At 67.7% G+C, this 13615-nt stretch carries 10 protein-coding genes; 9 read left to right on the forward strand and 1 reads right to left on the reverse strand.

All coding sequences use genetic code 11. The features are described from left to right. Positions 1 to 32: 32 nt before the first annotated feature. The 5 genes from kdpA to E8M01_RS13620 are packed head-to-tail and all read left to right on the forward strand — an operon-like array spanning position 33 to position 7790. Complete coding sequence (gene kdpA / locus E8M01_RS13600; RefSeq protein ID WP_136960602.1) at positions 33 to 1739, forward strand: potassium-transporting ATPase subunit KdpA; 1707 nt, start codon at positions 33 to 35, stop codon at positions 1737 to 1739. An 8-nt stretch (positions 1740 to 1747) separates the two neighbouring features. Beyond that, a complete protein-coding gene (gene kdpB, locus E8M01_RS13605) occupies positions 1748 to 3805 on the forward strand; it encodes a potassium-transporting ATPase subunit KdpB (RefSeq protein WP_136960603.1) in 2058 nt (685 codons plus the stop codon). 11 nt (positions 3806 to 3816) lie between these two features. Further along, positions 3817 to 4419, forward strand: a complete 603-nt coding sequence (gene kdpC, locus E8M01_RS13610) for a potassium-transporting ATPase subunit KdpC (RefSeq protein ID WP_136960604.1) — start codon at positions 3817 to 3819, stop codon at positions 4417 to 4419. Between the two features lie 9 nt (positions 4420 to 4428). Then, entirely contained in the window at positions 4429 to 7107 is a 2679-nt protein-coding gene (locus E8M01_RS13615; RefSeq protein WP_136960605.1) for a sensor histidine kinase, read from the forward strand. Then, complete coding sequence (locus E8M01_RS13620) at positions 7104 to 7790, forward strand: response regulator (protein ID WP_136960606.1); 687 nt, start codon at positions 7104 to 7106, stop codon at positions 7788 to 7790. Before E8M01_RS13615 ends, E8M01_RS13620 begins: the two co-directional genes overlap by 4 nt. A gap of 23 nt (positions 7791 to 7813) precedes the next feature. Here E8M01_RS13620 and E8M01_RS13625 read toward each other — a convergent pair whose 3' ends face one another. Further along, on the reverse strand, positions 7814 to 8638 hold the full coding sequence (locus E8M01_RS13625) for an extensin family protein (protein ID WP_136960607.1): 825 nt from the start codon (positions 8636 to 8638) through the stop codon (positions 7814 to 7816). Between the two features lie 205 nt (positions 8639 to 8843). Between E8M01_RS13625 and E8M01_RS13630 the strand changes: the two genes are divergently transcribed. From E8M01_RS13630 to E8M01_RS13645, 4 genes are all read left to right on the forward strand, one after another. Then, positions 8844 to 9707 (forward strand): ChaN family lipoprotein, encoded by an 864-nt coding sequence (locus tag E8M01_RS13630; RefSeq protein ID WP_136960608.1) that lies wholly within the window; start codon positions 8844 to 8846, stop codon positions 9705 to 9707. Between the two features lie 139 nt (positions 9708 to 9846). Continuing rightward, a complete protein-coding gene (locus E8M01_RS13635) occupies positions 9847 to 10650 on the forward strand; it encodes a crotonase/enoyl-CoA hydratase family protein (RefSeq protein WP_136960609.1) in 804 nt (267 codons plus the stop codon). A 57-nt stretch (positions 10651 to 10707) separates the two neighbouring features. Beyond that, positions 10708 to 11673, forward strand: coding sequence for an IS481 family transposase (locus E8M01_RS13640; RefSeq protein ID WP_136959355.1), 966 nt, complete (start codon positions 10708 to 10710; stop codon positions 11671 to 11673). Between the two features lie 80 nt (positions 11674 to 11753). Further along, positions 11754 to 13613, forward strand: coding sequence for a feruloyl-CoA synthase (locus E8M01_RS13645; protein ID WP_136960610.1), 1860 nt, complete (start codon positions 11754 to 11756; stop codon positions 13611 to 13613). The last annotated feature ends 2 nt before the right edge of the window (positions 13614 to 13615 follow it).

Raw genomic sequence — 13615 nt, forward strand, 5'->3', positions numbered from 1 at the left:
GGATCCTTCGGCGCTTTTGCTGTGGTGATGCCATGACCGTGAACGGCTGGCTGCAAGTCCTGCTTCTTCTCATTCTGGTGGCCGCGACCGCGCGGCCACTCGGCCTGTTCTTCGCAGCCGTGCTCGATGGCCAGAAAACCTGGCTCCATCCGGTCCTGGCCCCGGTCGAGCGCGGCTTCTACAAGCTCGCCGGCGTCGACCCCGCGAAGGAGCAGCGCTGGACCGACTATGCCATCGCTGTCCTGGTGTTCAACGCCGCGGGCTTCCTGTTCCTCTATGGCCTGATCCGCCTGCAGACCCTGTTGCCGCTCAATCCGGCCGGCCAGGGCGAGGTTTCGGCCCATCTCGCCTTCAACACGGCGATCTCCTTCGTCACCAACACCAACTGGCAGAGCTATGGCGGCGAGACGACCATGTCGCATCTCACCCAGATGCTCGGCCTCACCGTGCAGAACTTCATTTCGGCGGCCACCGGCATCGCGGTCTTCGCCGCCCTGGCGCGTGCCTTCGCGCGGGAAAAGACCGACGGGCTCGGCAATTTCTGGGTCGACCTGACCCGCTCGACGCTCTACCTGCTGCTGCCGATCGCGATTGTCACGGCGCTCGTGCTCGTCGCCCTCGGCCTGCCGCAGACGCTGGCTGGCTCAGTCGAGGCGACGACGCTCGAAGGCGCCAACCAGGTGCTCGCCCAAGGGCCGGTCGCCTCGCAGATCGCGATCAAGCAGCTCGGCACCAATGGCGGCGGCTTCTTCAACGTCAATTCCTCGCATCCCTTCGAGAACCCCAACGCCTGGAGCAACATGCTCACCGTCTGGGCGATCGTCGCCATGCCGCTCGGCATCGCCATCGCCTTCGGCCGGATGATCGGCCGCGAGCGCGACGGCTGGGCGCTGTTCGCCGTGATGATGCTGTCTCTCGCGGTCTGCTGCGGCATCGTCTATTGGGCCGAGGCTTCCGGCACGCCGCAAATGGCGGCGCTCGGCATCAACGGCGCCAATATGGAGGGCAAGGAGGTCCGTTTCGGCCCGGCTCTGTCGGCGGTCTGGACGGTGTTCACCACCGGCGCCTCCAACGGCTCGGTCAATGCCATGCACGGCTCCTACACGCCGCTCGGCGGCCTGGTGGCGATGTTCTTGATGCAGCTTGGCGAAATCCTGCCGGGCGGTGTCGGTTCGGGTCTCTACGGCATCATCCTCTATGCCATCCTCGCCATGTTCGTGGCGGGCCTGATGGTGGGCCGGACGCCGGAATATCTCGGCAAGAAGCTCGAATCGCGCGAGGTCAAGCTCGCCGTCCTCGGCGTGCTGGTCGTGCCGCTCCTGATCCTCGGCTTCGCCGCGGTGTCGATGGTGCTGCCCGCCGCGCTCGCCGGCACCGCCAACCCGGGTGCGCGCGGTTATTCCGAGATCCTCTATGCCTTCACCTCGGCTGCCGGCAATAACGGCTCGGCTTTCGCCGGCCTCACCGCCAATGCCTATTGGTACGACACGACCCTTGGCATCGCCATGCATCTCGGCCGCTTCGCCATCATCGTGCCGGTCATGGCCATTGCCGGCTCGATCGTCGCCAAACCGAAGCTCGCGCCGTCGGCCGGCACGTTCCCGACCGATACGGCCCTGTTCGTCGGCCTGCTCGCCGGCGTGATCCTGATCCTGGGCGGCCTGCAGTTCTTCCCAGCCCTGTCTCTCGGCCCGGTTCTCGAGCACATGCAGATGCTCTCCGGCCAGATCGCCAATTGAGGCACATCATGACCCGTAAACGCTATGCGGCGCCGGCGCTGTTCGCCGGTCCCCTCGTCCAGCAGGCAACCATCGATGCCTTCAGGAAGCTCGATCCGCGCGTCCTCGTCGCCAATCCGGTCATCTTCGTGACCGAAGCGGTGGCGGCGGTCGTCACCATCGTGCTGATCCGCGATCTCCTGACCGGCGCCGCCACGGCCTTCACCGCCCAGATCGCACTGTGGCTGTGGCTGACCGTCATCTTCTCGACCTTCGCCGAGGCGCTGGCCGAGGGCCGTGGCAAGGCCCAGGCCGACGCCTTGCGCCGGACCCGCACCGACACCCGCGCCAAACGGCTGGTCTCGGCCAGCAATGACCGGATCGTCGAAACGGTCTCGGCGCTCGATCTGAAACCCGGCGACCTCGTGCGGGTCGAGACCGGCGACGTGATCCCCGGCGACGGCGACATCGTCGCGGGCATCGCCTCGGTCAACGAGGCGGCGATAACAGGCGAGTCCGCCCCGGTCATCCGTGAAGCCGGCGGCGACCGCTCGGCGGTGACCGGCGGCACCACTGTCGTGTCCGACTGGATCATCGTCAAGGTCACCGCCCAGCCTGGCCATTCCTTCCTCGACCGCATGATCGCGCTGGTCGAGGGCGCCGAGCGCCAGAAGACCCCGAACGAGATCGCACTCACCGTGCTGCTCGCCGGCATGACCCTGGTGTTCATCGTCGCGGTCGGCACGCTGCCGGGTTTTGCCGCCTATCACGGCATGGCCATGCCGGTGGTGGTGCTGATCGCGCTCCTGGTCTGCCTCATTCCCACGACCATTGGCGGGCTCCTGTCGGCCATCGGCATTGCCGGCATGGACCGGTTGTTGAAGTTCAACGTGCTGGCCACCTCCGGCCGCGCGGTCGAGGCGTCGGGCGACGTCGACACGCTGCTGCTCGACAAGACCGGCACGATCACCTTCGGCAACCGCATGGCCTCCGAGGTCATCCCGATGCCGGGCATTTCGGCGCATCAGGTGATGGAGGCCGCGGTACTGGCCTCGCTCGCCGACGAGACCGCCGAAGGCCGCTCGATCCTGGAGCTCGCCCGCAACACCATGAACATCGCGCTCGACCGTCCGGCCGGCGCCAGCTTCATCGAATTCTCGGCCGCCACCAGGCTGTCGGGCGTCGATCTGGACGGCCGTCGCCTGCGCAAGGGCGCCATCGACTCCGTGGTGAAATTCGCCCGGCAGACCACCTGTGGCCAGCCGATCACCGAGCCGCCGGGTTTCCGCGAGACGGTCGACCGCATCGCGCGCTCGGGCGGCACGCCGCTCGGTCTGGTCGAGAACGACCGCATCCTGGGCGTCATCCACCTGAAGGACGTGGTCAAGCCCGACATCAAGGAACGTTTCGCCGAACTGCGCCGCATGGGCATCCGCACCGTCATGGTCACCGGCGACAATCCGGCGACGGCGGCGGCGATCGCCTCGGAAGCCGGCGTCGACGATTTCATCGCCGAGGCGACACCCCAGGACAAGCTCGCCTTCATTCGCGCCGAACAGTCCAAGGGCCGCCTCGTCGCCATGTGTGGCGACGGCACCAATGACGCGCCGGCGCTGGCCCAGGCCGATGTCGGGGTTGCCATGCAGACCGGCACCCAGGCCGCACGCGAGGCCGGCAACATGGTCGATCTGGATTCGGACCCGACCAAGCTCATCGAGGTCGTCGGCATCGGCAAGCAATTGTTGATGACCCGCGGCGCGCTGACCACCTTCTCGATCGCCAATGACGTCGCGAAATATTTCGCCATCCTGCCGGCGCTGTTCGTCGCCTCCCTGCCGGCGCTCGGCGCGCTCAACGTCATGGGGCTGTCCAGCCCGCAATCGGCGATCCTGTCGGCGGTCATCTTCAACGCGCTGATCATCGTTGCCCTGGTGCCGCTGGCGCTGAAGGGCGTGGCCTACCGGCCGGTCGGCGCCGCCGCCCTGCTGCGCCGCAATCTGGTGGTCTACGGGCTCGGCGGGCTCATCGTGCCGTTCGTCGGCATCAAACTCATCGACATGGCCGTCACAGCCATTGGTCTCAGCTGAGGACAGCGATCATGATCGCCCATCTTCGACCCGCATGCGTGCTTCTGGCCCTGTTCACCGTCCTGACCGGCCTGGTCTACCCCCTCGCCATCACCGGCATTGCCCAGGCGGTCTTGCCGAGCCAGGCCAATGGCTCGCTGATCGTTCGCGACGGCAAGGTCGTCGGCTCCGAACTGATCGGCCAGTCCTTCACCTCGCAGCGCTATTTCCACCCGCGCCCCTCGGCGACCTCGGCCGCCGATCCGCAGGACGCGACCAAGACGGTCGACGCGCCCTATAACGCCGCCGCCTCGACCGGCTCCAATCTCGGCCCCCTGACAGGCAAGCTGGTCGATCGCGTCAAGGCCGATATCGAGACGCTGCGCGCGGCTGGCGTCCAGGGACCGATCCCGCCGGATGCGGTGACCACCTCCGGCTCGGGTCTCGACCCGCATATCACGCCGGAGAATGCGCTGACCCAGGTCGGGCGTGTCGCGGCCGCCCGCAATCTGCCGGCCGACCGGGTGCGCCAGCTGGTCGAGGCGCAGGTCGAGGGCCGCGCTCTCGGCCTGGTCGGCGAGCGGCGGGTCAATGTGCTCCGGCTCAATCTCGCACTCGACGCACTTCGGTCCTAAACTGACCGGATGGCCGTTGACGAAACGAATCGCCCCGACCCCGATGCACTCCTGGCCTTGGCCCGGAAGGCGGGCCGTGGCCGTCTGAAGATCTTCCTCGGCGCCTCGCCCGGCGTCGGCAAGACCTATGCCATGCTGGCCTCGGGGCGGGAGCAGCGGGCGGCCGGCGCCGATGTCGTCGCCGGTCTCATCGAGACCCACGGCCGGCGCGAAACCGAAGCGCTGGTCGAGGGTTTCGAGGTCATTCCCCGGCAATTGATCGTCTACCGCAACCGCGCGGTGCCGGAGTTCGATCTCGATGCGGCGCTCGCCCGCAGGCCGGCTTTGCTTCTGGTCGATGAGCTCGCCCATACCAATGTGCCGGGGTCGCGCCATCCGAAACGCTGGATGGACGTCAAGGAACTGCTGGCCGCCGGCATCGATGTCTGGACAACGCTCAATGTCCAGCACCTGGACAGCCTGAACGACGTCGTCCTGAAGATCACCAAGGTCCGGGTGCGCGAGACCGTGCCGGACCGGGTGTTCGAGGAGGCCGACGAGGTCGTCCTGGTCGACCTGCCGCCCGACGAGCTCCTGAAGCGGCTGGCCGAGGGCAAGGTCTATGTCCAGGAGACCGCGACCCAGGCGGTGCAGAGCTTCTTCAAGCCGCAAAACCTGACGGCGCTGCGCGAACTGGCGCTCCGGCGCACCGCCGAGACGGTCGACGCCTCGCTGGTCGAACGCATGCGCGCCGGCGCCATCGAGGGCCCCTGGGCCGCCGGGGAGCGCATTCTGGCGCTGGTCGGCCCGGATCCCCTGTCGCCTTTCGTGGTGCGTCAGGCCAAGCGCATGGCCGATGTCATGGACGCCCCCTGGACCGTCATCTCGGTCGAGCGGCCAACCGATGTCCTGGCCGAGGCCAAGCGCCGGCGGCTCGACGAGACGCTGCAGCTCGCCAAGGACCTGGGCGCCGAGACCGAGCGGCTTGTCGGTGCCGACATCCCGAGCGAAGTGTTGCGTTATGCCCGGCGCGAGAACGTCACCCAGATCGTCGTCGGCCGGTCGACCGGCGGGCGCATCGCCGTCCTGTTCGGCCGGGCGCTGGCGCAGGAACTGGTGCGCCAGGCCGCCGACATCAGCGTCCATGTGGTGACCGCGACGCCGGAAAAGCAGGAACGGCCGGCGGCCAGGCTGTTGCCACGCCGGCTCCGCGCCTGGCCCTATCTCGGATCGGCGGCGCTGGTTGGCGCGGCCGTGCTGTTCGGCGAAGTGATCGGTGGCAATGCCACCATGCCGAACCTGTCGCTGGTCTTCCTGGCGGCGGTGGTCGGCGCCGCGGTGGCCTTCGGCCGCTGGCCGGCGATCGTCGCTTCGGCCCTGTCTTTCCTCGCCTATAATTTCTTCTTCATCGAGCCGATCTACACGCTGACCGTGGCGCAGCCGCATGAACTGCTGGCGCTGTTGGTCTTCCTGGTCGTCGCCGTGCTGGTCTCGACGCTCGCCGGCCGGGTCCGCGACCAGGCCCGCATTGCCTCCGACCGCATGCGCGCGACGCGCAGGCTCTATGATTTCTCGCGGCGGATTTCCGGCATTGCCTCGCTCGACGAGGTTGCCGAGGCCGCCGCCAGCGACATGCATGGGGCGCTCGCCCGCAATGTGGTGATCCTGCTTGCCCGCGATGGCGACATTGCCCTGACCGGCATGTGGCCGCCGGTCGACGAACTGGACGCGGCCAGCATGGCGGCGGCGCGCTGGGCGCATGAACATGACGAGCCGGCCGGCAGCAAGACCCAGACCTTGCCGACCGCGCCCTGGCTGTTCGTGCCGCTGAAGACGCCGCGCGCCCGGGTCGGCGTCATCGGTATATCGGAGGCTTCCGACGGTGCGCCGCTCGACCCCGAGGCGCGTTCGCTGTTCGACACGCTGGCCGAGCAGACGGCGGCGGCGATCGAGCGTGCCTCGCTGTCGCGCGAGATGGGCGCGGTCAAGGCGGCGGCCGAGACCGAGCGGGTGCGCAACACGCTGCTCGCCTCGATCAGCCACGATTTCCGCACGCCGCTCGCCTCGATCCTCGGCGCTTCGACCACGCTGATCGCCTTTGGCGACAAGATGGCCGGCACGACCCGGGCCGACATGCTGACCCAGATCAAGGAGGAGACCGAACATCTCGACCGGATGGTGCGCGACCTCCTGGCCATCACCCGCCTGGAGGCCGGCGGGCTCGAGCTCCGGCGCGATTGGCTCGACCTGAAGGAAACCGCCAACCGGGTGGCGATCGCGGCGCGCCGGCGCTGGCCCGGCCGGGTCATCGATGTCCTGGCGGCGGGCGCGCCGCTGGTCGAGGCCGATGCCACGCTGATCGAGCAGGCGCTGTCCAACATTGTCGAGAACGCGCTCAGGCATGGCGGGCCCGAGGCCCGCGTCGTCCTGTCGGTGCGCGAGGCGGCGGGCGATGCCGTGATTGCCGTCACCGATGACGGCGCCGGCATCACCGCCGAGGCCCTGCCGCATATCTTCGAGAAATTCGCCTCCAGCGGCGCCCGCGACCGGCGCGACGGCGGCGAGAGCACCGGGCTCGGATTGGCCATTGCCAAAGGCATTGTCGAGGCGCATGGCGGAACCATCCAGGCCGAAAGCCCGGTGGATGGACAGGGCGGGACGCGGCTGACCATCAGGCTCGCGAAACCGGCGGAAACGAAGGCGTCATGAGCATGAAGACCCGCATCCTGGTGGTCGACGACGAGGCCGCGATTCATCGCTTCCTGACGCCGGCCCTGGAGGCCTCCGACTACCAGGTGGTCAGCGTCACCAACGGCAGCGACGCGGTGCGCCGCATTGCCGGCTCGGCGCCCGACGGAGTGATCCTCGATCTCGGCCTGCCGGACATGGACGGCAAGGAGGTGATCGCCAAGGTGCGCGCCTTCTCCGACGTGCCGATCGTCGTGCTGTCGGCGCGCGACCGCGAGGCCGAGAAGATCGAGGCGCTCGATCTCGGCGCCGACGACTATGTCAACAAGCCGTTCGGCATCGGCGAGCTCCTGGCGCGGGTCCGTGCCGCGCTGCGCCATCGCAAGGGCGGGGCGGCCGAACAATCGGTCTTCGCCGTCGGGCCGATCGAGATCGACGTGCCGGCCCATCGGGCCACCAGCGCCGGCAGCGATTTGAAACTGACGCCGAAGGAATTCGAACTGCTGGTGCTGCTCGCCCGCAATGCCGGCAAGGTGATGACCCATCGCCAGATCCTGGCGGCGGTCTGGGGACCGGCCCATGTCGAGGACACCCAATATCTGCGTGTCTATGTCGGCCAGCTCAGGCAGAAGATCGAAGCCGATCCGGCCGAGCCCAGGCTGATCCTGACCGAGCCGGGCATCGGTTACCGGATGGGCGAATAGCCGGCCAAATGAGCCGCTAGCCGCTATTCACACAGGCGCGATTCGCCGTTGCGGCCCCTGGGCTCGCGGTCGAAATGCAGATGGTTGGCATGGGCTGCGTTGGAGCCCGGGCCAAGCACGGTGGTGAACCAGCCGCAGGCGGCGCGGCGGACCGCGTCGATGAAGCGCTTCTGCGTGTCGTCGGCGGGATGTTCGACCACGATCCGCTTGGTGTCGGCGAGCCCGAACCAGGCGATGTCGATGGCCCGGCCCTGGCCGTGGGAACTGATCCGGGCGCCGGCGACCCGGTTGCGCGGCCGGCATTCGAAGCCCGGGCCGGTGCCGAGCCGCGCCAGCTGTGTCTCGAACTGGCTCCTGGCCAGCGGCGCCATCAGGTCGCGCGCGAACAGCGCGAGCGTCTCGGCGAAGGGGCAGTCGACCAGCGGCCGGTCCGGCAGGTCCAGCACCTGTCCGGCGCCGAGATCCAGGGCCTCGAGGCGAACCGGGGTAGCGATCGAACAGATGTTCGCCGCCGTGTCCGGCACGGGCGCGGCCACGAAACGCACGCCGATGGCGCGCAGCCGATCGAGACAGGCGGCGGTCGCTGGAGCCACCGGGGCGGGCTCGCCGGATCGGGTCTCGGCCGCGGCCGCGGCGGCCGGAGCCGCAGCCGGGCCAGGTGCTGCGACGGCCGGGGCCTCCGGCGGCCTTGGCAGCGGCACCGGGGCTGGCGGCACCATGCGGGCCGGCACCGGTCGTGACCGGTACCGGCGGGCGGCCTCGGCTGGCGAGGCATGGCCCGCGACGATCAGCACGATCGCGAGCGACACCGGTAGCGACAAGCCGAAGCGGCCGGAGCCGGATGCCATCACGCCATCCTCTGCTTTTTCGGGAAAGGGCCCATCGCAACGGGCAACGAGGGTCCCGGGTCAACGCGAACCGGCCGCCTTGGTTCCGCTCGGCAGTGCCGGCGGCTTGACGGCGGCCGCGAATATGCGTCTTGGGAGAGCTGCGTCCACGGCGCCGTCAAGCGATCCGGACAGATCCCGTCTCCCGATCGCGAGTTCCCTCGACATGACCTTTCTTGAGCACCCGCGCGCCACCTGGCTCGATCCGACCTCCGGAGGTTTGCGCGACCAGGCCGAACTGATGCACGCCGTGGCCCGGCAGCAGGTGGTGCTGCTCGGCGAAACCCACGATGTCGCTGAAATCCACCGCTGGCAGCTGCACGTCACGACCTATCTGCACGGATTGAGGCCCCATCTGGCGGTCGGCTACGAGATGTTCCCGCGCCGCGTACAGCCGGTGCTCGATCGCTGGGTCGAGGGCGCCTATTCGACCGCGGGCTTTCTCGAGGCGGTCGAATGGCCCGATGTCTGGGGTTTCGACGCCGAACTCTACCTGCCGCTGTTGCATTTCTGCCGCCAGCAACGCGTCCGCATGCTGGCGCTGAACTGCCATCGGCCGCTGGTCACGCGGGTCGGCAAGGAGGGCTGGAAGGCGATCCCCGAGGACGAACGCGACGGCCTGACGCCGGCGGCTGCGGCGACGCCTGCCTATCGCGACTATCTGTTCGCGATCACCGGAGGCGCCGGCCCGGCCCGCACGGCGGCAAGCGCCCAGGATCCGGCCTTTGATCGTTTCGTCCGGGCGCAGCAGACCTGGGACCGGGCTTTCGCCTGCAATATCGCCCGCGTGCTCGACGAAGCCGAACCGCCGCTGGTGGTCGGTATCATTGGCCGCGGCCATCTCGAATATGGCCATGGCACGCCTTTCCAGTTGCGTGATCTCGGTGTCGGGCCGGTGGCCGTGCTGCTGCCGACCGACCAGGCGCGCCACCAGGCCGGCGCGATATCGGGCCTGGCCGATGCGATCTTCCGGCTCGACACTCCCGAGCCGCCATCGGCGTTCCGCGCCAGGCGCGACCGCCAGACCTGATCCCCTTCGGGCCTGACCTCCTTCAAGACCTGCCATCCGCGCCCCTGGGCCGGTTCGCCGGATGCCGCGCAGCGCTTGCCACTTGCCATGATCATTTAGTTATGATTTATAATTGTTATATTGCAGTCGGAGTTCGCCGATGTCCAAAGCCGGAACCGCTTCCGCCCGCCCCTTATCGGGCCCGCTGACCGTCGTGGTCGCAGGCGCCGTGATGACGGTCGGCATCAACCGGCCGCACAAGCGCAACGCCATCGACGACGCGACCGTGCTGGCGCTGGACGGCTGTTTTCAGGCCATCCCTGGGGGTGTCCGGGTGGCGATCATCCATGGTGTCGGCGAGCATTTCTGCGCCGGTCTCGACCTGTCGGAACTGACCGAGCGCGACACCACCGAAGGCCTGATGCATTCCAGGCTCTGGCACAGGGCCTTCGACAAGATCCAGTTCGGCCCGGTGCCGGTGATCGCCGCCCTGCAAGGCGCGGTGATCGGCGGCGGCCTGGAGCTGGCCTCGGCCTGCCATATCCGGGTCGCCGAGCGGAGCGCCTTCTATGCCCTGCCGGAAGGCCAGCGCGGCATCTTTGTCGGCGGCGGCGGCTCGGTTCGCCTGCCGCGCCTGATCGGCGTTGCCCGGATGGCGGACATGATGCTGACCGGCCGCACCTATGGCGCCGAAGAGGGCGTGCCGCTCGGTTTCTCGCAATATCTGGTCGACAATGGCCAGGGGCTCGCGACCGCGCGCGATCTGGCGGCCAAGGTCGCAGCCAATGCGCCAATGACCAATTTTGCGGTGGTGCAGGCCTTGCCGCGCATTGCCGACCTGGACCCGCAGGCCGGCCTCCTGATGGAATCGCTGATGGCGGCGGTCGCCCAGAACGACCACGAGGCGAAGAGCCGGATCCAGGCCTTCCTGACCAAGAAGGCCGGCAAGGTGAAGCCGGGCTAGGTGTTTGATCCCGGGCTTTGATGGTGCAATCTCGATGCAGGAATCGAGGGACGCGCTATGGGCCAGGTTCTCCACGGGAGCGCCACGACGACTGAGGCGGTCCGTCGAGCGATACAACATAGTCAAGAGAGCCTGAGGGCTCTGTCTAAGCGCTACGGGATTAACCAGAAGACGGTCGCGAAGTGGAAGAAGCGGACCTCGGTGACCGATGTGCCGACCGGGCCGAAGAACCCGACTTCGACAGTGCTGACGATTGAGGAAGAGGCCGTGATCGTCGCCTTCCGGAAGCATACTTTGCTGCCGCTCGACGACTGCCTCTATGCGCTACAGCCGACGATCCCGACGCTGACGCGGTCATCCCTGCACCGCTGCCTGCAGCGTCACGGGATCAGCCGCCTGCCCGAGGTCGAAGGCGAGAAGCCGGCGAAGACGAAGTTCAAATCCTATCCGATCGGCTTCTTCCACATCGATATCGCCGAGGTGCAGACCGCTGAGGGCAAGCTGTACCTCTATGTCGCCATCGATCGCACGAGCAAATTCGCCGTCGTACAGATCGTCAGGAAGACGGGGCGGACCTCCGCGTCAGCCTTCCTCTCGGCCTTGATCGAGGCCGTCCCCTACAAGATCCATACCGTTCTCACCGACAACGGCATCCAGTTCACCTTCCCGCCACGGTATGCCGATGGTCCGACGGCGCGCTACGTGACGCACATGTTCGGCATGCGCTGCCAGGAGAACGGCATCGAGCACCGCCTCACCAAGGTGAAGCACCCTTGGACGAACGGCCAGGTCGAGCGCATGAACCGCACCATCAAAGAAGCCACCGTCAAGCGTTACCACTACGACAGCCACCGGCAGTTCGAAGCGCATCTCGCCGACTTCGTCAGCGCCTACAATTTCGGGCGGAGGCTGAAGACCCTCAAGGGCCTCACACCCTACGAATTCATCTGCAAACTCTGGACAACAGAGCCTCAACGATTCAGGCTCGATCCACTCCATCAAATGCCGGGACTAAACAGCTAGGGTCCAGACCCTGGCGGACCGGCATTGTCAAAGCGCTCCAGCAAGAGGGCGCGGCAAGGATGATCAAGGGGAGACACGGCATGACAGCCGCTCAGGCGCAGCCCTTGCGCCCGATCCAGTTCGGCAGCCCGACCGTCGACGTCGAACACCGGCCCGATGGCGTCATGCTGCTTCGCCCGCGCGAGCCGCTGGCGGCCTATCCGGAGCGTCTGTCCGACCGGCTCGACCATTGGGCCGCGGCGGCGCCGGACCGCGTCTTCCTGGCCGAACGGGCTGGCGAGACCGCCTGGCGGAGCGTCACCTATGCAACCGCGCGGGCAAAAGCGCGCGCCATTGCCGGTGCGCTTCTGGAGCGCGGCCTGTCGCCCGAACGGCCCTTGATGATCCTGTCGGGCAACGGGATCGATCATGGCCTGATGGCGCTGGCAGCGCTTTATGCCGGCATTCCCGTCTGTCCGGTTTCGCCCGCCTATTCCTTGGTATCGAAGGATTTCGGCAAGCTCCGACACGCCGTCGGGCTTCTGACGCCCGGTCTCGTCTTCGTCGACAAGGCGGCCGCCTACGCCACCGCGATCGATGCTACCGTGCCCGCCGGCACCGAGGTGGTCGCCGCCACCGGTGAGATCGCCGGCCGCGCGGTGACGCCACTTGCCGCGCTTCTGGCCAGGGCCGACGATGCAAGGGTCGAGGCGGCCAGGGCCGCGGTCCACTCCGGCACCATCGCCAAATTCCTGCTGACCTCCGGCTCGACCGGCATGCCGAAGGCTGTGATCAACACCCAGCGCATGCTCTGCGCCAACCAGGTCATGCTGCGCGAGACGCTGGCCTTCCTGAAACACGAACCGCCGGTCATCATCGACTGGCTGCCGTGGAACCACACCTTCGGCGGCAATCACAATGTCGGGCTCGTCCTGTTCAACGGCGGCTCGCTTTATATCGACGACGGCAAGCCGACGCCCGACGGCATCGCGGCGACGGTCCGGAACCTGCGCGAGATCGCGCCGACCGTCTATTTCAACGTACCGAAGGGCTATGAGGCGCTGGTCGCCTATCTCAGCGCCGATGCAAGCCTGCGCCGCAGCTTCTTCTCGCGGCTGAACTGCCTGTTCTTTGCCGGCGCATCATTGGCGCGCCATGTCTGGGACGCGCTCGACCAGATCGCCATTGCCGAGACGGGCGCGCGCATTCCCATGCTCACCGGGCTCGGCGCCACCGAAACCGCGCCGTTCTGCATGTCGGTGACGCCGCAGACCAGCCGATCCGGCCATGTCGGCCTGCCGGTCGCCGGCAACGAGATCAAGCTGGTGCCCTCGGGCAACAAGCTCGAGGTGCGCGTGCGCGGGCCCAATGTCACGCCGGGCTATTGGCGCCAACAGGAGATGACCGAAAAGGCTTTCGACGAAGAGGGCTTCTACAAGTTCGGTGACGCGCTGAAGCCGGTCGATCCCACGGATTTTTCCAAGGGTTTCGATTTCGACGGCCGCATCGCCGAGGATTTCAAGCTCGCCACCGGCACCTGGGTCAGCGTCGGCCCCTTGCGCGCCCAGATCATTGCCGCCTGCGCGCCGCTGGTGCGCGACGTCGTCATTGCCGGCATCGACCGGCAGGACCTGTCGGCCATCGTCATTCTCGATCTCGATGGCGTGCGCGCCGCCTCGCCACATCTGAGCGGGGTCAGCGACCTCGCCGCGATCACTGCCGATCCGGCATTGCGCGCGGCCGTCCAAGCCCGGCTCGCCGCCATGGCGGCCAGCGCTTCCGGCTCGGCCACGCGGGTCGTCCGCGCCATCCTGATGGACGTGCCGCCGTCGATCGACCGCGGCGAGATCACCGACAAGGGCTCGATCAACCAGCGCGCCGTGCTCGAATGCCGGCAAGCCCTGGTCGAGGACCTCTACGCACCCGTGCCCTCGGCGCGGGTCATCCGTGCCACCGAGTGAGG

This window comes from Phreatobacter stygius, assembly GCF_005144885.1.
In the GTDB taxonomy this organism is placed as follows: Bacteria; Pseudomonadota; Alphaproteobacteria; order Rhizobiales; family Phreatobacteraceae; genus Phreatobacter; species Phreatobacter stygius.

What these genes read in the sequence shown, in the direction of transcription:
- E8M01_RS13615 (WP_136960605.1), top strand. Translation starts at nt 4,429, where the DNA reads ATGGCCGTTGACGAAACGAATCGCCCCGACCCCGATGCACTCCTGGCC.
- E8M01_RS13625 (WP_136960607.1), bottom strand. Translation starts at nt 8,638, where the DNA reads ATGGCATCCGGCTCCGGCCGCTTCGGCTTGTCGCTACCGGTGTCGCTC.
- E8M01_RS13645 (WP_136960610.1), top strand. Translation starts at nt 11,754, where the DNA reads ATGACAGCCGCTCAGGCGCAGCCCTTGCGCCCGATCCAGTTCGGCAGC.
- kdpC (WP_136960604.1), top strand. Translation starts at nt 3,817, where the DNA reads ATGATCGCCCATCTTCGACCCGCATGCGTGCTTCTGGCCCTGTTCACC.
- E8M01_RS13630 (WP_136960608.1), top strand. Translation starts at nt 8,844, where the DNA reads ATGACCTTTCTTGAGCACCCGCGCGCCACCTGGCTCGATCCGACCTCC.
- kdpA (WP_136960602.1), top strand. Translation starts at nt 33, where the DNA reads ATGACCGTGAACGGCTGGCTGCAAGTCCTGCTTCTTCTCATTCTGGTG.
- E8M01_RS13620 (WP_136960606.1), top strand. Translation starts at nt 7,104, where the DNA reads ATGAGCATGAAGACCCGCATCCTGGTGGTCGACGACGAGGCCGCGATT.
- E8M01_RS13635 (WP_136960609.1), top strand. Translation starts at nt 9,847, where the DNA reads ATGTCCAAAGCCGGAACCGCTTCCGCCCGCCCCTTATCGGGCCCGCTG.
- E8M01_RS13640 (WP_136959355.1), top strand. Translation starts at nt 10,708, where the DNA reads ATGGGCCAGGTTCTCCACGGGAGCGCCACGACGACTGAGGCGGTCCGT.
- kdpB (WP_136960603.1), top strand. Translation starts at nt 1,748, where the DNA reads ATGACCCGTAAACGCTATGCGGCGCCGGCGCTGTTCGCCGGTCCCCTC.